Origin of the sequence: Streptomyces gardneri (genome assembly GCF_006539185.1) — a bacterium.
Classification (GTDB): domain Bacteria; phylum Actinomycetota; class Actinomycetes; order Streptomycetales; family Streptomycetaceae; genus Streptomyces; species Streptomyces gardneri.
This window is the reverse complement of the sequence record NZ_BJMN01000012.1, coordinates 88,062-105,708: the sequence shown is the minus strand read 5'-3', so window position 1 is coordinate 105,708 and position 17,647 is coordinate 88,062. Positions and strand designations below refer to the sequence as shown.

General features: G+C 72.7%; 13 protein-coding genes. 8 read left to right on the top strand and 5 right to left on the bottom strand.

Going from position 1 to position 17,647, the window contains the following annotated elements:
- Positions 1–11 precede the first annotated feature (11 nt).
- Both SGA01_RS10195 and SGA01_RS10190 read right to left on the bottom strand, forming a co-directional pair.
- On the bottom strand, positions 12–785 hold the full coding sequence (locus SGA01_RS10195; protein WP_141295583.1) for an SDR family NAD(P)-dependent oxidoreductase: 774 nt from the start codon (positions 783–785) through the stop codon (positions 12–14).
- A 9-nt stretch (positions 786–794) separates the two neighbouring features.
- Positions 795–1,475, bottom strand: a complete 681-nt coding sequence (locus SGA01_RS10190) for an MOSC domain-containing protein (RefSeq protein WP_141295580.1) — start codon at positions 1,473–1,475, stop codon at positions 795–797.
- Positions 1,476–1,556: 81 nt separating this feature from the next.
- Here SGA01_RS10190 and SGA01_RS10185 point away from each other — a divergent pair, with 81 nt between their 5' ends.
- A complete protein-coding gene (locus SGA01_RS10185; RefSeq protein WP_141295577.1) occupies positions 1,557–2,450 on the top strand; it encodes a LysR family transcriptional regulator in 894 nt (297 codons plus the stop codon).
- Between the two features lie 51 nt (positions 2,451–2,501).
- Here the strand turns inward: SGA01_RS10185 and SGA01_RS10180 are convergent, their stop codons facing one another.
- Positions 2,502–2,885 (bottom strand): WhiB family transcriptional regulator, encoded by a 384-nt coding sequence (locus SGA01_RS10180; RefSeq protein WP_141295574.1) that lies wholly within the window; start codon positions 2,883–2,885, stop codon positions 2,502–2,504.
- Positions 2,886–3,318: 433 nt separating this feature from the next.
- Here SGA01_RS10180 and SGA01_RS10175 point away from each other — a divergent pair, with 433 nt between their 5' ends.
- The 4 genes from SGA01_RS10175 to SGA01_RS10160 all read left to right on the top strand — a co-directional run bounded on the left by SGA01_RS10175 (position 3,319) and on the right by SGA01_RS10160 (position 7,688).
- The gene (locus SGA01_RS10175; RefSeq protein ID WP_003948568.1) at positions 3,319–3,930 is read left to right on the top strand and encodes a response regulator transcription factor; all 612 of its coding nucleotides are present in this window, start codon (positions 3,319–3,321) and stop codon (positions 3,928–3,930) included.
- 242 nt (positions 3,931–4,172) lie between these two features.
- On the top strand, positions 4,173–4,775 hold the full coding sequence (locus tag SGA01_RS10170) for a sigma-70 family RNA polymerase sigma factor (RefSeq protein ID WP_024756693.1): 603 nt from the start codon (positions 4,173–4,175) through the stop codon (positions 4,773–4,775).
- A 179-nt stretch (positions 4,776–4,954) separates the two neighbouring features.
- The gene (gene guaB / locus SGA01_RS10165) at positions 4,955–6,457 is read left to right on the top strand and encodes an IMP dehydrogenase (RefSeq protein ID WP_055641790.1); all 1,503 of its coding nucleotides are present in this window, start codon (positions 4,955–4,957) and stop codon (positions 6,455–6,457) included.
- Positions 6,458–6,563: 106 nt separating this feature from the next.
- Positions 6,564–7,688, top strand: coding sequence for a GuaB3 family IMP dehydrogenase-related protein (locus SGA01_RS10160; RefSeq protein ID WP_055641789.1), 1,125 nt, complete (start codon positions 6,564–6,566; stop codon positions 7,686–7,688).
- An 87-nt stretch (positions 7,689–7,775) separates the two neighbouring features.
- Here the strand turns inward: SGA01_RS10160 and SGA01_RS10155 are convergent, their stop codons facing one another.
- Together SGA01_RS10155 and SGA01_RS10150 are read right to left on the bottom strand one after the other, a co-directional pair.
- On the bottom strand, positions 7,776–8,309 hold the full coding sequence (locus SGA01_RS10155; protein ID WP_141295571.1) for a hypothetical protein: 534 nt from the start codon (positions 8,307–8,309) through the stop codon (positions 7,776–7,778).
- 110 nt (positions 8,310–8,419) lie between these two features.
- A complete protein-coding gene (locus SGA01_RS10150; RefSeq protein ID WP_141295568.1) occupies positions 8,420–9,661 on the bottom strand; it encodes a nucleotide sugar dehydrogenase in 1,242 nt (413 codons plus the stop codon).
- Positions 9,662–9,895: 234 nt separating this feature from the next.
- Between SGA01_RS10150 and SGA01_RS10145 the strand changes: the two genes are divergently transcribed.
- The 3 genes from SGA01_RS10145 to SGA01_RS10135 all read left to right on the top strand — a co-directional run bounded on the left by SGA01_RS10145 (position 9,896) and on the right by SGA01_RS10135 (position 17,628).
- Positions 9,896–11,602: a glycerol-3-phosphate dehydrogenase/oxidase gene (locus tag SGA01_RS10145; protein WP_141295565.1), complete on the top strand. Its 1,707-nt coding sequence runs from the start codon at positions 9,896–9,898 to the stop codon at positions 11,600–11,602.
- A 205-nt stretch (positions 11,603–11,807) separates the two neighbouring features.
- Positions 11,808–14,288 (top strand): serine/threonine-protein kinase, encoded by a 2,481-nt coding sequence (locus tag SGA01_RS10140; RefSeq protein WP_174867249.1) that lies wholly within the window; start codon positions 11,808–11,810, stop codon positions 14,286–14,288.
- A gap of 148 nt (positions 14,289–14,436) precedes the next feature.
- Positions 14,437–17,628: a serine/threonine kinase C-terminal domain-containing protein gene (locus SGA01_RS10135; protein ID WP_141295562.1), complete on the top strand. Its 3,192-nt coding sequence runs from the start codon at positions 14,437–14,439 to the stop codon at positions 17,626–17,628.
- Positions 17,629–17,647 lie beyond the last annotated feature (19 nt).

Below are 17,647 nucleotides of genomic sequence, written 5' to 3'. Positions count from 1 at the left end.
CGGTACGGGGATCACTTAGGGCCGTACTTGCGGCCCGCCTTGGAGGAGACCCCGCCGAGCAGGCCGCGCGGCGCCAGCTTCACCACACCCATCAGGGCCTTGTATCGGGGGTCGGGGATCGACAGCGTCTTCCCCCGCTCCAGGTCCCCGAGCGCCGCCGTCACCAGCTTGTCCGCGTCGAGCCACATCCAGCCCGGGATGTTGTCCGTCCCCATCCCGGCCCGCTCGTGGAACTCCGTCCGTACGAAGCCGGGGCAGAGCGCCATCAGCCGCACCCCGCTGCCCGCGAGGTCCCGCGCCGCGCCCTGGGTGAACTGCACGACCCAGGCCTTCGACGCCCCGTACGTCCCGCGGGGCACGAAGGCCGCCACCGAGGCGACGTTCACCACCGCGCCGCGGCCGCGCTCCTTCATCGAGCCGGCCGCGGCCGAGGTCAGCCGCAGCACCGCCTCGCAGTGCACCGTCAGCATCTTCAACTCGTCGGCCATGGAGACTTCCAGGAAACGGCCCTTGTTGCCGAAGCCGGCGTTGTTCACGAGCACATCGACCGGCTGCTTCGGGTCCGAGAGCCGCGCCTCGACGGCCGCGATGCCCTTCTCCTCGGCCAGGTCCGCCGCGAGGACCTCGGCCTCCACGCCGTGCCGGTCGTGCAGTTCGGTGGCCTGCTCCCGGAGCCGCTTCACGTCCCGGGCCACCAGCACGACGTCGTGCCCGTCGGCCGCCAGCCTCCGTGCGAAGGCGGCACCGATGCCCGCGGTGGCTCCCGTAATCAGTGCAGTCGTCATACCGGCACGTTAGTGCCCCGCCCGGCCGTACTTCTCCGCGTACTGGCGCGCGAGCGCGAGCAGCCCCGACTCCATCCACTCCGCCGCGGCCAAGGTGTCGGGCAGCAGCGTGCGTTCGGTGGTCGCCGCGCGGTGCAGCCGCGCGACGGTGACCTCGTGGTCCGGCCGGTGCACGACCGTGATCGGGTCGCCCGCCCGCACCTCGCCCGGCACGATCACCCGCAGCAGCGCGCCGGGTCCGGCCGTCGACTGCGTGAACCGCTTCACCCAGCCCTTCTCCTCCATGAATCCTCCGAACGTCCGGCACGGGATGCGTCCGCCGGTCACCTCGAGGACGACGTCCTCGCCGATCCGCCACCGCTCCCCGATCAGGGCCCCGTTCACGTCGAGGCCGAGCGTCGTGAGGTTCTCGCCGAAGGAGCCGTTGGCCAGCTCCCGCCCGAGCTCCCGCTCCCACCGGTCCAGGTCCTCACGGGCGAAGGCGTACGCGGCCCGGTCGTCGCCCCCGTGGAACCGCAGGTCGCAGACGTCGTCCCCGGCCACCCCGCTGCCCCCGACACCCGGCGCCCCCGGGGCCTCGATCCGGACGGGCCCGTCGACGGGGCGCTTGTCGATGGCCGTCATCTTCGACGCGGACTCGGTGTACTCCGCCGGCCTGGCCCGGCCCGCGTTCACGCTCAACAAGGTCATGCGGGAACTTTACGGGGGTATCTCTCAAAGGAACGTCTATGCATTCGCGGCTTCGCCCAAGACTCGCTTATGCTTGGGCGCATGATCGAGGCACGCCATCTCCGCGTCCTGCGCGCCGTCGCGGCCACCGGCTCCTTCTCGGCCGCCGCGCGCGAACTCGGCTGCACCCAGCCCGCCGTCAGCCAGCAGATGAAGGCGCTCGAAGGCTCCGCCGGCACCCCGCTGCTGATCCGTACGGGCCGCGAGATGCGCCTCACCCAGGCCGGCGAGGTCCTGGTGCGCCACGCCGCCGGCATCCTCGCGGGGCTCACGGCCGCCGAGGAGGAGGTCGCCGCCATCGCCGGACTCCGCGCGGGCCGCGTCCGCCTGGTCTCGTTCCCCAGCGGCAGCTCCACCCTCGTCCCCACCGCGCTCGCCGCCCTGCGCGCCGCGCACCCCGGCACCCGGGTCTCCCTCGTCGAGGCGGAGCCGCCGCGCTCGATCGAGATGCTCCGGGAGGGCGACTGCGACGTGGCCCTCGCATTCCGGTACGGGGCGGGGCAGGCCGAGTGGGACGACCTCGTCGTCCGCCCGCTGCTCGCGGACCGGCTCGTGGGGCTCGTGCCCGAGGGGCACCGGCTCGCCGAGGCCGGGTCGGTCGGGATCGCGGAGCTCGCGGAGGAGTCCTGGATCGCCGGCTGCCCGCGCTGCCGCCGTCAGCTCGTGGACGTGTGCGAGGAGGCGGGCTTCACGCCGCGCATCGACTTCGCCACCGACGACTACCCGGCCGTCGTGGGCCTGGTCGGCGCGGGTCTCGGCGTCGCCGTCCTGCCCGAGCTCGCCATCGAGTCCGTACGCCCCAAGGGCGCGCGGACCGTGACCGTCGAGCCCGCCGTGGAGCGGGAGATTGTGGCCCTGACCCTGCCGGACCTGGCCCAGGTCCCGGCCGTCGCGGCCACGCTCACCGAGCTGACCCGCGCCGCCACGCGCGCGTAGGTACTGCGCGACGCGCGCGTGGGCGCGGTCGTCGGTTGTTCCGTCGCTGGCTCAACGCTCGCTGAAGAAACGTTCCTTCACATCGGATGTCGTCATGGACGTCATGGGTGTCACGGTGGTGACGGGCGCGGGCGTCGGTGCCGCCGCGATCAGGCGGTTCCGGGCGCGTCCCATGAGCTCTTCGCGTTCGTCCTCGGTGAGGCCGCCCCATACGCCGTAGGGCTCCCGCACGGCGAGTGCGTGTGCCGCGCACTCCGCTCGTACCGGGCACCGCATGCAGACCTCTTTCGCCGAGTTCTCGCGCGCACTCCGTGCCGCGCCGCGCTCTCCCTCAGGGTGGAAGAACAGGGAACTGTCCACCCCGCGGCAGGTCGCGAGGAGTTGCCAGTCCCACAGATCGGCGTTGGGTCCGGGAAGGCGGGAGAAATCTGCCATTGCGCTAGTCCCCTTGAAACCGTGTCGAACGGATAGGTGGGCGGGTGGATGGCTGATCGTCCGGGGCTCCTCGGGCCCCGTGGGTCGGGGGAGTACAACTACTGTCGAAGTAGATGTAAATATGACTCATTGCGAATCTAGCCACAGACACTGCGAAAAGGGAAGAAAACCCGCTAAATGGGGCATAGCTTTCGATGATGGGCAGATAGGTCGCGTCGCTCTCCTCCGCTTACGGCTCCTCACGTAGAGTGCCGAAGGCTGCCGTCCGACCCGTAACTCTTTCGAGTGACCGTCGTTGAGTGTGCGGAGGCGGTTGAAGGAACAAGCGATCGGGCAGGTGTCCGAGAGCGTCAATCGCACAGGTGACGATTACGTACCAGCCCTGGAGGCTCAAGGTGACGCGCAACAGCTGCGAGAGCCACGGAGGTCAGTCATGACATCCGTCCTCGTCTGCGATGACTCCCCGCTTGCCCGAGAGGCGCTCCGCCGCGCGGTCGCGACCGTGCCCGGCGTCGAGCGTGTGACCACCGCGGCCAACGGCGAGGAAGTCCTCCGCCGCTGGGGCGCGGATCGCTCGGACCTCATTCTGATGGACGTACGCATGCCCGGTCTGGGTGGCGTGGAGACCGTTCGCAGGCTGCTCTCCGCCGACCCCGGTGCCCGGATCATCATGCTCACGGTCGCCGAGGACCTCGACGGCGTCGCGCTCGCGGTCGCCGCGGGTGCCCGTGGCTATCTGCACAAGGACGCCTCGCGCGCCGAACTGCGGGCCACCGTCACCCAGGCGCTCGCCGACCCGACCTGGCGGCTCGCCCCGCGCCGGCTCCGTTCGGCCGAGATGGGCGCCGCGCCCACGCTCACCGCGCGCGAGATCCAGGTCCTCGAAGGCATGAGCCACGGCCGGTCCAACGCGGAGATCGGGCGCGAGCTCTTCCTCTCCGAGGACACCGTCAAGACGCACGCCCGGCGTCTCTTCAAGAAGCTGGGCGCCTCGGACCGGGCGCACGCGGTCGCGCTGGGTTTCCGCTGGGGCCTGGTGCGCTGAGTCGCAGGTCACCGGTCGTATCCCCGTCCTCGTCCGCGTCCGTCGCGGGGTGGACGGGGTGGGCTTGTGTCGTTTCCCCGCGGAATGCCGCATCCTTGAGATGTGGAGTTCCTCGGGGACGAGTCGGTCGAGCGTGAGGGGAGGGCGCGGAGATGAGTGCCGGCGCACCTGCTCATAACGCTTCGGTGCACAACTACGGACGCGGTGCCGCGAACGCTGAGGCGTCGGGGCACCATGGAGCGATGCGCGACGACGAGACCGTGGGTTCCCCCATGCCTGCCGGGCAGGGGGAGATCGGCGCGCTCGTACGCCGCGCGGTCGAGGGCGACGCCCAGGCCACGCACGACCTTCTGGCGCGTGTGCACCCGCTCGCCCTGCGGTACTGCCGGGCCCGCCTGAACAGGCTGCCCGGGGACGCCCGCCACTTCGTGGAGGACCTGGCCCAGGAGGTCTGTGTCGCCGTCCTGATGGCCCTGCCGCGCTACAAGGACACGGGCAGGCCCTTCGAGGCCTTTGTCTTCGCCATCGCCGGACACAAGGTGGCCGACCTCCAGCGGGCCGCCATGCGGCACCCGGGGTCCACGGCCGTGCCCTCCGACGAGATGCCGGAGCGGCCCGACGACTCGCTCGGTCCCGAGGAGCGCGCGCTGCTCAGCGACGACGCCGAGTGGGCCAAGAAGCTGCTCGCCAACCTCCCGGAGAACCAGCGCGAGCTGCTCGTTCTGCGGGTCGCCGTCGGGCTGACCGCCGAGGAGACCGGGCAGATGCTCGGTATGTCCCCGGGGGCCGTCCGGGTCGCGCAGCACCGCGCGCTCAGCCGGCTCCGCGCACTGGCCGAGCAGTAGTCGCCCCGCGGAAGCGGTGGCCGTTGCGCCGGGCAGTAAGTGTTGCCGGGCTCTATCGGCCCTTTCGTACACGTGTGAACGTCCAAAGCTTGCGGCTGATCTTGATCGTGGAATGAGACACGGCTTCAGCCCGTTAGCATGGACGTCCGCACCGATCAAGGCCATTTGGGGAAGGTGTCATGACTGCAAACGTCGACGGAGTGCCCGAGAAATTCGCGACACTCGGGCTGACCTACGACGACGTGCTGCTGCTGCCGGGCGCGTCCGAGGTCCTCCCGAACGCGGTCGACACCTCGTCCCGCATCTCCCGCAACGTCCGCGTGAACATCCCGCTGCTGTCCGCGGCGATGGACAAGGTCACCGAGTCCCGCATGGCCATCGCCATGGCGCGGCAGGGTGGCGTGGGCGTCCTGCACCGCAACCTGTCGATCGAGGACCAGGTCAACCAGGTCGACCTCGTGAAGCGCTCCGAGTCCGGCATGGTGACCGACCCGATCACCGTGCACCCGGACGCGACGCTGGCCGAGGCCGACGCGCTGTGCGCCAAGTTCCGCATCAGCGGCGTCCCGGTGACCGACCCGGCGGGCAAGCTGCTCGGCATCGTCACCAACCGCGACATGGCCTTCGAGTCGGACCGCAGCCGCCAGGTGCGCGAGGTCATGACCCCGATGCCGCTGGTCACGGGCAAGGTCGGCATCTCCGGCCTGGACGCCATGGAGCTGCTGCGCCGCCACAAGATCGAGAAGCTGCCGCTGGTCGACGACTCCGGCATCCTCAAGGGCCTCATCACGGTCAAGGACTTCGTCAAGGCGGAGAAGTACCCGCACGCGGCGAAGGACGCCGAGGGCCGGCTGCTCGTCGGCGCGGCCGTCGGTGCCAGCCCCGAGGCGCTGGAGCGCGCGCAGGGCCTGGCCGCGGCGGGCGTCGACTTCCTCATCGTCGACACGTCCCACGGCCACAACAGCAACGCCCTGAACTGGATGGCGAAGATCAAGTCCAGCGTCGGCGTCGACGTCATCGGCGGCAACGTCGCGACGCGCGACGGCGCGCAGGCCCTGATCGACGCCGGCGTCGACGGCGTCAAGGTCGGCGTGGGCCCCGGCTCCATCTGCACCACGCGTGTGGTCGCCGGCATCGGCGTCCCGCAGGTCACCGCGATCTACGAGGCGGCCCTCGCCGCCCGCGCGGCCGGTGTCCCGGTCATCGGCGACGGCGGTCTGCAGTACTCCGGCGACATCGGCAAGGCGCTCGCCGCCGGTGCCGACACGGTCATGCTGGGCAGCCTGCTCGCCGGGTGCGAGGAGTCCCCGGGCGAGCTGCAGTTCATCAACGGCAAGCAGTTCAAGTCGTACCGCGGCATGGGCTCGCTCGGCGCGATGCAGTCCCGCGGCCAGGGCCGGTCGTACTCGAAGGACCGCTACTTCCAGGCCGAGGTGGCCTCGGACGACAAGCTCGTCCCCGAGGGCATCGAGGGCCAGGTGCCCTACCGGGGCCCCCTGGCCAACGTCCTGCACCAGCTCGTCGGCGGTCTCCGCCAGACCATGGGCTATGTGGGTGCCGCCACCATCGAGGAGATGGAGACGAAGGGCCGCTTCGTCCGGATCACGTCCGCGGGCCTCAAGGAGAGCCACCCGCACGACATCCAGATGACGGTCGAGGCGCCGAACTACAGCAGGAAGTAACACAGCGCGACGCGTGGGGGCGGTTCCGGCATGTGGCCGGAGCCGCCCCCCACGCTTGTGTCGGGGATACTGGTAGGCGCAGACGTAGAGGGAAAGGCCACACATCGTGACTGAGATCGAGATCGGGCGCGGCAAGCGCGGCCGCAGGGCGTACGCGTTCGACGACATCGCCGTCGTCCCGAGCCGGCGCACCCGGGACCCGAAGGAGGTCTCGATCGCCTGGCAGATCGACGCCTACCGCTTCGAGCTGCCGTTCCTGGCCGCTCCCATGGACTCGGTCGTGTCGCCGCAGACCGCCATCCGCATCGGCGAGCTGGGCGGCCTCGGCGTCCTGAACCTGGAAGGTCTCTGGACCCGGTACGAGGACCCGCAGCCGCTGCTCGACGAGATCGCGGAGCTGGACGAGGCCACCGCGACCCGCCGTCTGCAGGAGATCTACTCCGCCCCCATCAAGGAGGAGCTGATCGGCCAGCGCATCAAGGAGGTGCGCGACTCCGGTGTCGTCACCGCCGCCGCGCTCTCCCCGCAGCGCACCGCGCAGTTCTCCAAGGCCGTCGTCGACGCCGGCGTGGACATCTTCGTCATCCGCGGCACGACGGTCTCCGCCGAGCACGTCTCGGGCGCGGCCGAGCCGCTGAACCTGAAGCAGTTCATCTACGAGCTGGACGTCCCGGTCATCGTCGGCGGCTGCGCCACGTACACCGCGGCCCTGCACCTGATGCGCACCGGCGCGGCGGGCGTCCTCGTCGGCTTCGGCGGCGGCGCGGCGCACACCACGCGCAACGTGCTGGGCATCCAGGTCCCGATGGCGACCGCGGTCGCCGATGTGGCCGCGGCCCGCCGTGACTACATGGACGAGTCCGGCGGCCGGTACGTGCACGTCATCGCCGACGGCGGTGTCGGCTGGTCCGGCGACCTGCCGAAGGCGATCGCCTGTGGCGCCGACTCCGTCATGATGGGCTCCCCGCTGGCCCGCGCCACGGACGCGCCCGGCAAGGGCCACCACTGGGGCATGGAGGCCGTCCACGAGGACGTGCCGCGCGGCAAGCTGGTCGACCTGGGCATCGTCGGCACCACCGAGGAGATCCTCGCGGGTCCGTCGCACATCCCGGACGGTTCGATGAACTTCTTCGGCGCCCTGCGCCGGGCGATGGCCACGACGGGCTACACGGAGCTCAAGGAGTTCCAGCGCGTCGAGGTCACGGTCGCGGACGCGCAGCACAAGCGCTGATCCGGCAGTACGTGCACGAGGGGCCCCGCACCGGGTGGTGCGGGGCCCCTCGGCGTACGGACGCGTCCGTAGGAGTGGACGCGGGGGTCAGGCGGAGACCTTCTTGGTGATGATGAAGCCCTCGTATCCGGCGATGCCGAAGAAGAGCAGGTCCATGGCCCCGAGCTCCTCCTTCCACGCCCTGAAGAGGTCGGAGAAGTGCGTGGTGAGGACCTCGGTCACGGACGGCGCCTGGTAAGGCGTCTCCAGCTCGGCCCACCAGCTGATCATCAGGGCGTAGCCGAAGAGCTGGCCCGCGAAGACGCCGAGCAGGGCGAGCGGCACGCCCGCGAAGGGCAGGACCGGGTGGGAGCCGCCCACCTTGCCGAGGGCGAAGCCGACCAGCGCGCCGACGGCGAGCGCGAGGATGCCGAGCTGGGTGTAGCTGCCGTCCTCGTCGGCCATGGCGCGCATGATGCCGCCCAGGACGAGTGCGCCGACGACGGCGGCGCCGACGCCGGCGAGCAGGCCGAGGCCCAGGTTGTTGCGGGCCGGAGCCGGCGGCGGGGCGGCCGGGTACGGGCCGGGCACGCCGCCGTTGGCGAACGGGTTGCCGGACGGCGGCGGAACGGGCTGGCTCATGCTGTGGATCCCCCCAGGGACGTGGACGCACGGATGTGCGAACAGAAGGTCCCGGAGAGTAGCAGCCCCCTGTGACGGCGCCACAGGGGGCTGCGCGTGCGGTGTCCCCGTCAGAGGCGGTGGGCCGCGCCGCCGGGCGTGGCGCCGCGGGTGTCGAGGAGGAGCTGGGCCTTCACCGAGAGGCCCTGGAGGTCATACGTGCGGTGGTGCTGGAGCAGCACCGTCAGGTCCGCGTGGGCGGCGGCCTCGTAGAGGGAGTCCGCGCGCGGGACGGGGAGTTCGCGGACGCGCCAGTCGGGGACGTGGGGGTCGTGGTAGCTGACGGCCGCGCCCAGGTCCATGAGGCGGCGGGCGATCTCGTCGGCGGGGGAGCCCTGACGGTCCGGGAGGTCGGGCTTGTAGGTGATGCCGAGCAGCAGGATCCGGGCGCCGCGGGCCGACTTGCCGTGCTCGTTGAGGAGGGTGGCGGCGCGCTGGACGACGTACTGGGGCATGCGTTCGTTGACCTGGCCGGCGAGTTCGACGAGGCGGAGCGGGCGGTGGGCGCCGATGGTGTCGACGGAGACGCCGTGGCCGCCGACGCCGGGGCCCGGGCGGAAGGCCTGGAAGCCGAAGGGCTTGGTCTCGGCGCAGCGGATGACGTCCCAGAGGTCGACGCCGAGTTCGTGGCAGAGGACCGCCATCTCGTTGACGAGCGCGATGTTGACGTGCCGGAAGTTGGTCTCCAGGAGCTTGACCGTCTCGGCTTCGCGCGGGCCACGCGCGCGTACCACCTTGTCGGTGAGCCGGCCGTAGAAGGCGGCGGCGGACTCCGTGCAGGCCGGGGTGAGGCCGCCGATGACCTTGGGGGTGCCGGCGAAGCCGTGGGTGCGGTTGCCGGGGTCGAGGCGGCCGGGGGAGTACGCGAGGTGGAAGTCGCGGCCTGCGCGGAGCCCCGAGCCCGCTTCGAGGACCTCGCGGAGGAGGCCTTCCGTGGTGCCCGGTGGGACGGGGGACTCCAGGAGGACGGTGGTGTGCGGGCGCAGTCGGGTGGCGAGGGCGCGGGCGGCGTCGGTGACGGCGGTGAGGTCGAGGGCGCGGTCGGGGCCGAGGGGGGTCGGCGCGCAGAGGACGGCGGTGCGGACGCGGCCGAGTTCGGCGGTGTTCGTGGTGGGGCGGAAGCCGCGCGCGAGCATCCGGCGGATCTCCGGGGCGGTGAGCGAGCCGTCGACCGGGGACCGGCCGGCGGCGAGTTCGGCGACGGGGCGGGGGTCGGTGTCGTAGCCGATGGTGTCGATGCCTGCGGCGGTGGCGGCCTGGGCGAGGGGGAGTCCGTGGTGGCCGAGGCCGATGACGGCGAGATCAGCGGGCATGGGGGGTGGGCCGTCCTTCCCAATAGCCGGAGGGGACGCGAGGCGCAACCCCGGTGGACAGAACGGGGAGAGCGCAATGTCAGACTAGGCGTAAATATGACCGATATGCGGCATTGTGGGGTCGAAGGTCGCCGAGTGTTATCCACAGGGTGGCGGCGAGGCGGTGGCTGAAGTCGCCGGAGCGGGCCAGAATCGAAACCGGGACGACTCGGGAACGATCGGGAGGCGGCAGTGGTGAGGACAGCGACACTGGGACCGGCCGAGCGCACCGAGGCGCTCACGGCCATGGCGGAGCACGAGTTGGACGTACTGGTCGTCGGCGCCGGAGTGGTCGGCGCGGGCATCGCCCTCGACGCCGTCACGAGAGGACTCTCCACCGGCATCGTCGAGGCCCGCGACTGGGCCTCCGGCACGTCGAGCAGGTCCAGCAAGCTCATCCACGGCGGCCTGCGCTACCTGGAGATGCTGGACTTCGCGCTGGTCCGGGAGGCGCTCAAGGAGCGCGGACTGCTCCTGGAGCGGCTCGCGCCCCACCTGGTGAAGCCCGTCCCCTTCCTCTACCCCCTCCAGCACAAGGGCTGGGAGCGGTTCTACGCCGGCTCGGGCGTCGCGCTGTACGACGCGATGTCCCTCTCCTCCGGCCACGGCCGAGGCCTGCCCGTGCACCGCCACCTCTCCCGGCGGAACGCCCTGCGGGTCGCGCCCTGCCTCAAGAAGGACGCCCTGGTCGGCGCCCTCCAGTACTACGACGCCCAGATGGACGACGCACGCTTCGTCACCACCCTCGTGCGCACGGCCGCCGCCTACGGCGCCAGAGCCGCCAGCCGGGCCCGCGTCGTCGGCTTCCTCCGCGAGGGCGAGCGGGTCGTCGGCACGCGCGTCCAGGACGTCGAATCCGGCGGCTCGTACGAGATCCGGGCCAAGCAGATCGTCAACGCCACCGGGGTGTGGACGGACGACACCCAGGCCCTCATCGGCGAGCGCGGCCAGTTCCACGTCCGCGCCTCGAAGGGCATCCATCTGGTCGTGCCGAAGGACCGCATCCACTCGACCACCGGGCTCATCCTGCGCACCGAGAAGTCCGTGCTGTTCGTCATCCCCTGGGGACGGCACTGGATCGTCGGCACCACCGACACCGACTGGGACCTCGACAAGGCCCACCCGGCCGCGTCGAGCGCCGACATCGACTACCTCCTGGAGCACGTGAACACCGTGCTCGCGACCCCGCTCACCCGGGACGACGTCCAAGGCGTCTACGCGGGCCTGCGGCCCCTGCTCGCGGGCGAGTCGGACGCCACGAGCAAGCTCTCGCGCGAGCACACCGTCGCCCACCCGGTCCCCGGCCTCGTCGTGGTGGCCGGCGGCAAGTACACGACGTACCGGGTCATGGCCAAGGACGCGGTGGACGAGGCGGTCCACGGCCTCGACCAGCGCGTGGCCGCCTGCGTCACCGAGGACATCCCGCTCCTCGGCGCCGAGGGCTACCGCGCCCTGTGGAACGCCCGGGCGAGAACGGCCGCCAGGACCGGACTGCACGTCGTCAGGGTCGAGCATCTGCTCAACCGGTACGGCTCCCTGACGGAGCAGATCCTCGACCTCATCGCCGAGGACCCCGGGCTCGGGCAACCGCTCGCCGCGGCCGACGACTACCTGCGCGCCGAGATCGTGTACGCCGCCTCGCACGAGGGCGCGCGTCACCTCGACGACGTCCTCACCCGGCGGACCAGGATCTCCATCGAGACCTTCGACCGGGGGACGCTCAGCGCGCGTGAGTGCGCGGAGCTGATGGCACCCGTCCTGGGCTGGGACGCCCTCCAGATCGACAAGGAGGTCGAGCACTACGAGAAGCGGGTCGAGGCCGAACGCGAGTCGCAGCGACAGCCCGACGACCTGACGGCCGACGCCGCCCGGCTCGGGGCACCGGACATCGTGCCGATCTGACGGGCTGTTTTCGGCCGGACGTCCGTGTCGTCCGGAATCCGATGGGAACCTGGGGGGTGCCTCCGGGCGTCGTCATCCCGGAGTACGGACCCGGGGGCGGCGCCCGTCCCGAGGTGAGGGACAATGGCCTCTCTTCCAGGGCGGGTTACCGCATCGCACGGGAAGCGGCATTCGCGGCGGAGATCAGGGATCGCAGAGGGGACGCATGTCGGAGGCGGAGCAGTCGCGGGACACGGCGAGGGACCCCCGGCGGGACGCCGCCGCGGGGGCCGCGACCGACGGCGACCGAGGGGCGGTCCCGGCCGCACGCGAGGCGGAGCGGGACCCGCGAGTCGTGAAGGACGCGCAGGTCACGGACGTTTCGGCGGGCGCGCAGGACATGGAGCGCGCGGACGACGAGAAGCGCGCGGAGGGCTCGAAGGGCGCTGCCTCCGAGGGCTCGGGCGGCGCCGAGGGCGCTGACGACCCGAAGGGTGACGCGGTGTCCGACGCGCCCCGGGACGTCCCGGACAAGGCGTCCGGCGACTCCGCCGGTGGCCCCTCCGGCACGTCCGCCGGCGAGGCCTCAGGAGTGACGGGCCGGCTGCGGGGCACCGAGCCGTCGACCGGCCGGGCCGGCTTCGGCGCCGGGGACGGCGACGGCGAGAGCGGCCGCGCCGCGCGGGGGAGCGGCTCCGGCGGCTCGGCCTCCGGCAGGGCGTCCGGCAGCTTCGGCGCCGACCGGCTGCGCAAGGACCCCGTGACCGAGGGCAGGCTGCTCGCCGGCCGCTACCGGCTCGGGGTGGTCCTCGGCCGCGGCGGCATGGGCACCGTGTGGCGCGCGGTCGACGAGACCCTGGGCCGCACCGTCGCCGTGAAGGAGCTCCGCTTCCCCACGAGCATCGACGACGACGAGAAGCGACGCCTCATCACCCGGACCCTGCGCGAGGCGAAGGCCATCGCCCGGATCCGCAACAACGGCGCCGTGACCGTCTACGACGTCGTCGACGAGGACGACCGTCCGTGGATCGTCATGGAGCTCATCGAGGGCAAGTCCCTCGCCGAAGCCGTGCGCGAGGACGGCACGCTCACGCCCCGCCGCGCCGCCGAGGTCGGCCTCGCCATCCTCGACGTCCTGCGCTCCGCGCACCGCGAGGGCATCCTCCACCGTGACGTGAAGCCGTCGAACGTCCTGATCGCCGAGGACGGCCGGGTCGTCCTGACCGACTTCGGCATCGCCCAGGTCGAGGGCGACCCCTCGATCACCTCCACCGGCATGCTCGTCGGCGCCCCCTCCTACATCTCGCCGGAGCGCGCCCGCGGCCACAAGCCCGGACCGGCCGCCGACCTGTGGTCGCTGGGCGGACTGATCTACGCGGCGGTCGAGGGCAGCCCGCCGTACGACAAGGGCTCCGCCATCGCCACGCTCACGGCGGTGATGACCGAGCCGGTCGACCCGCCGAAGAACGCGGGACCCGAGCTGGAGCAGGTCATCTACGGCCTGCTCGCCAAGGACCCGGCCCAGCGACTCGACGACGCCCGCGCGCGGGTCCTGCTGCGGGCCGTGCTCGACGCGCCCGAGGCGGCGCCCCCGGTCTCGCCCGAGGTCACCACGGTCGTACCGCTGCCGCCGCGCCCCGACCGGGCTCCGGCGGCTCCGGCCGCCGACCGGACCGGGGCGCCCGAGACGGCCGTCGCCGCCGACCGGGTGCGGGGCGCGCTGAAGTCCGTGCGCAACGCGGCGGCTTCGGCGAAGGCCGAGCCGAAGGCGAAGCCGCCGAGGCCGAAGACGGCCGATCCCCGGCAGGGCGGTGGCAGACAGGCTCCGGCCCGCGCGTCGCTGACCGACGTCGTCCCGCGCCGCACGCTGGTGATCATCGCCGCGGTCGCCGTCCTCGCCCTGCTCGGCACGATCCTGACGGTCTCCCTCGGCGGTGGCGACGACAAGGACAAGCAGAGCCAGGGGACCGGAGGCACGACGGCCTCGGCCGGCGCGTCCGGCGGCGCCGACGGATCCGGTGGATCCGAGGGCACCGGCGGCAAGGGACAGACACCGGGCGGCCCCGGCCAGCAGGGTGGCGCACAGCCCGGCGGCACCGGATCCAACGGATCGACCGGCGACACGGGCACGACGGGGACGACCAACGGAACGACCACGGGCACGACGGCCGGGACCACGGTCGGGACGACGAACGGGCAGGGCGGCACCAAGCCGTCCAGCAAGCCCAGCGGTGGCATCGGCGCGCAGCTGCCCGCCGGCTACACCCTCGTCACCCACGCGAAGCTGCACTTCTCCATGGCGCTGCCCGCCACCTACGAGCCCCGCTCGATACCGGGATACGCCCTCGGCGTCATCTTCAGCGAGAGCGGCGGCTTCCCGCGCGTCCAGGTCGACTTCAACGACAGCCCGAAGGACAACGCGCAGAGCGCCTGGGAGCTGGCCAAGGCCGGCGTCGCCGTCACCAGCCAGGACTACGACCACATCGGCATCAGGTCGGTCGCCTACCAGGGGTACCCGACCGTCGCCGACTGGGAGTTCACGCGCACGCAGAAGGGCATGAAGGTCCGCGTGCTCAACCGCGGCTTCAAGGTGGACGACACGCACGGCTACTCCATCATGATCACCTGCAAGGCCGACGAGTGGGACGGCGCCGAGTGCCGGACGCTGCGGGAGACGGCGTTCGCCACGTTCAGCCCCAAGGACTGACCGGCGCCACGTATCGTGAGAGTTCACGGACCGTACGCAGTCGACGATTGCCGCTAACTGCGTGGTTTCGGACCGGAATTGACGGACTCGCGTGATCCGACGGATCCGCGGGTCCACGGGGGACAGCGTGCGCGCGTGGGGAGGCGTCGTGGACGACTACGCGGGAAGGGTGCTGGCGGACCGCTACCGCCTGCCGCTGCCGCCGACCGGCACGGACGCGGGCCTGGGCCCGGACGCGTACGACCTCGCCGAGACCCGCGCCTTCGACACGTACAGCGGGCAGGAGGTCCTGGTCCGCCAAGTGCCCCTGCCGGAGTTCGTGGACGCCGAGGTGCTCGACGGCGCGGGCGGTTCCGCGCAGCCCTACGGGAGCGCCGGGCGGGCGACCCGCCGGCCGGCCGAGCCCGTCGTGCGCCGGGCGATCGAAGCGGCCCAGGCCGCCGCGCAGATTCCCGACCACCCCCTCCTCGACCAGGTCTTCGACGTCTTCGCGGAGGCCGGTTCCCTCTGGATAGTGAGCGAGGTCGTGGCGGCCAGGCCGCTGTCCGCGCTCCTCGCCGAGCAGCCCCTGAACCCGTACCGGGCGGCCGAGATCGGCGCCGACGTCCTCACCGCCCTGCGCGCGCTCCACGCCCACGGCTGGGTCCACCGGAACATCACCGCCCGCACCGTGCTCGTCTGCGACGACGGGCGGGTCGTCCTCACGGGCCTCGCCGTGGGCGCCGCGGAAGAGGCCCTGTGCGGCTACGCGCCCGTGCCGGAGCCGGGCGACGACGAGCGGGAGTTCGGGGCGAGATTCGGGGCCGGGACGGGTACCGGGACCGGATCCGGTTTCGCGTCCCGGGAGTTCGAGCCCGACTTCCCGCGCGCGCCCGAGCCCGAGTTCGCCGAGGTGTACAGCTCCGACCTGTACGAGGCCGAGGTCTACGAGGAGACCGAGGGCGACGACGAGGCGGAGTTCGAGGAGTTCGAGGAGTTCGAGGAGGCCGAGGAGGTCGAGTACGGGACGGACGCGGACGAGGAGCCGCGCGGGGAGACCGCTGACGACTACGGCTCCGAGGGGTACGGATCCGAGGGGTACGCCTCCGACGGATACGGCTCCGACCACTACGGCTCCGGCGAGTACGGGTCCGGCGAGTACCGGTCCGAGGAGTACAGCGCCGACGCTGACGAGTCCGAGCCCGACGACGGTGCCGACGGGCCCGAAGTCGACGCGTACGGCCGTGAGTCCTACGGGGCCGACCCGTACGGCGCGGGTGCGAGGTCCGCGCCCGAGCCGCGGACCGGGGCGGAACCCCCGGCCGTCGCCCCGCCGCCCACCGCCGACGTACGGGCCGCACGGGCCGGGGCCATCGCCGCGTACCGCGCGGGGGCGCGTGCCGCGGCGCGGCTCGGCGAGTCCGGGACGCTCCCCGGCCAGCGCCCCGCGCCGACCGAGCCGCCCACGGCGCCGGCCCAGGCAGCGCTCCCGGCCCCCGCGCCCCCACCGCCACCGGCCCCCGTGCCCGCGTCCGGCGCGCCCGAGCCGCAGTGGTGGTCGCAGGCGGCGGACGACGAGGACGACGACGAGGACGACGACGACGCGACCGGCGGCACGGCCTACGGCGGCCCGCGGTCAGACCCCCCGCCGCGCGTGCACCTCGCCGGCAACTGGAGCGACGGTCCCCATGCCGCGCGCGACGGCTCAGGACCGATCCCCGCCGGCGGCTCGGGCCCCGGCCGCGGCCCCGTGCTGCCCGGCTCGGGCCGCCCGGCGCTGCCCGCCGGATACACGGCCGCGACCCCCGACCCCGCCCGCCTCCCGGTCGCAGCCGGCGCCGCCGGACCGCCCGAGCGGGCCGCCGTACCGGCCCAGGCGCACCGCGGCCCGACCACGCGCCTCGACGCCGAGCGGGCCCGCCAGACCCGGATCGCCGTCGTCGGCGCGGTCACCGAGCGCTGGGCGCCCGAGCAGGCCGGCCCCGTGCACGAGAACTGGCGGCTCGCCCCGCCCATCGGCCCCGCCACCGACCTGTGGGCGCTCGGCGCGCTCCTCTACCGGGCCGTGCAGGGCCACGCCCCCTACCCGGAGGACAGCGCCGCCGAGCTCGTCCAGCTGGTCTGCGCCGAGCCGCCCGCCTTCGCCGAGGAGTGCGGGCCGCTGCGCCCGGTCGTGGAGTCCCTGCTGCGCCAGGACCCCACCGAGCGACCCGACTTCGAGGAGCTGCGCGGCTGGCTGCGCTCGCTCGTGCGGTCGGCTCCGGAGCCGGAGGCCGGCTTCGGAGTCGTACCGGTGCCGTCCTTCGACGAGAAGCGGCTGCCGATCGTGCGCCGCCGCGGCGAGCTGGTGCGCCGGCGCCGCAAGGGCGCGGGCGCCGGAGCGGGCCGCCACCGCCACAAGCGGGGCAAGGAGCCCCGCCCCGCCGCACCGCCCGCGACGGCCCTTCACGAGAACCACGGGGACCACGGGGACCACGAGAACTACGAGAACTACGAGGTCGGGCCCGAGGCGGCCCACCAGGGCGGATACGTCGACGCACGGCCGGAGTTCCAGGAGGAGATCCCCCAGCGCGCGCCCCGAGCGCCCCGTACTCCCCGGAGCCCCGCCCGGGGCGCGGGCTCGCCGCGCTCACTCGGTCGTACGCTGCTCCTCCTCGTCCTGCTCCTGCTCGGCGGGGCCGTGGCGTACGCGGTCTTCTTCCTGCCGGGTGAGGGCGGGGAGCCCGGTGCGTCCCCGCGTACCACCGCACCCGCGAACGGCCCGTCCGCAACCACGGACCGGCCCGCCGAACCGTCGGACGAGCCGTCAGCGGGGCCGTCCACCAAGCCGTCCGCCGAACCTTCCGCGAAGCCGTCGGGCAAGCCGTCCACCACCCCGCCCGCGGCCGACCCGTCGGCGCCCGCACCCGCCGCCGGGTACGCCCTGCGCCAGGACCCGGAGGGCTTCCGGATCGGGGTCCCGAACGGCTGGCGACGCAGCCCGATCAACGACGCGGGGCAAGTGCGCTACATCGGCGGCGACTTCACGATGATCGTCGTCCCCGGCCGCGACAGCGTCGGCGACAACGGCTCGGACCCGCTGGAGTACCAGAACTCCAAGGAGCGCGAACTGGACCCTGTGCGGGCGACGAGCTGGGGGGTCGTGGAGGAGGCGCGCCGGGTCACCATCGGTACGACGGTGACGGCCACGGGCAGTTACACATGGCCGGACAGTACGGGCCGCATGGTGTTCGTCCGCAACTTCGCCGTGATCGACGGCGGCAGGTACCACGTCGTCCAGGTCATCGGCCCGAAGAACGAGCGGGCCAAGGTCTCCGAGATCTTCGACGAGGCCACGAAGGCGTTCCGTCCGGGCCGCTGAGCGGGGCCGGGGAGGCGGG

Bases quoted from the DNA above. Each gene is read 5' to 3' on its own strand.
- SGA01_RS10195 (WP_141295583.1), bottom strand. From the start codon at position 785: ATGACGACTGCACTGATTACGGGAGCCACCGCGGGCATCGGTGCCGCC.
- SGA01_RS10190 (WP_141295580.1), bottom strand. From the start codon at position 1,475: ATGACCTTGTTGAGCGTGAACGCGGGCCGGGCCAGGCCGGCGGAGTAC.
- SGA01_RS10185 (WP_141295577.1), top strand. From the start codon at position 1,557: ATGATCGAGGCACGCCATCTCCGCGTCCTGCGCGCCGTCGCGGCCACC.
- SGA01_RS10180 (WP_141295574.1), bottom strand. From the start codon at position 2,885: ATGGCAGATTTCTCCCGCCTTCCCGGACCCAACGCCGATCTGTGGGAC.
- SGA01_RS10175 (WP_003948568.1), top strand. From the start codon at position 3,319: ATGACATCCGTCCTCGTCTGCGATGACTCCCCGCTTGCCCGAGAGGCG.
- SGA01_RS10170 (WP_024756693.1), top strand. From the start codon at position 4,173: ATGCGCGACGACGAGACCGTGGGTTCCCCCATGCCTGCCGGGCAGGGG.
- guaB (WP_055641790.1), top strand. From the start codon at position 4,955: ATGACTGCAAACGTCGACGGAGTGCCCGAGAAATTCGCGACACTCGGG.
- SGA01_RS10155 (WP_141295571.1), bottom strand. From the start codon at position 8,309: ATGAGCCAGCCCGTTCCGCCGCCGTCCGGCAACCCGTTCGCCAACGGC.
- SGA01_RS10150 (WP_141295568.1), bottom strand. From the start codon at position 9,661: ATGCCCGCTGATCTCGCCGTCATCGGCCTCGGCCACCACGGACTCCCC.
- SGA01_RS10140 (WP_174867249.1), top strand. From the start codon at position 11,808: ATGTCGGAGGCGGAGCAGTCGCGGGACACGGCGAGGGACCCCCGGCGG.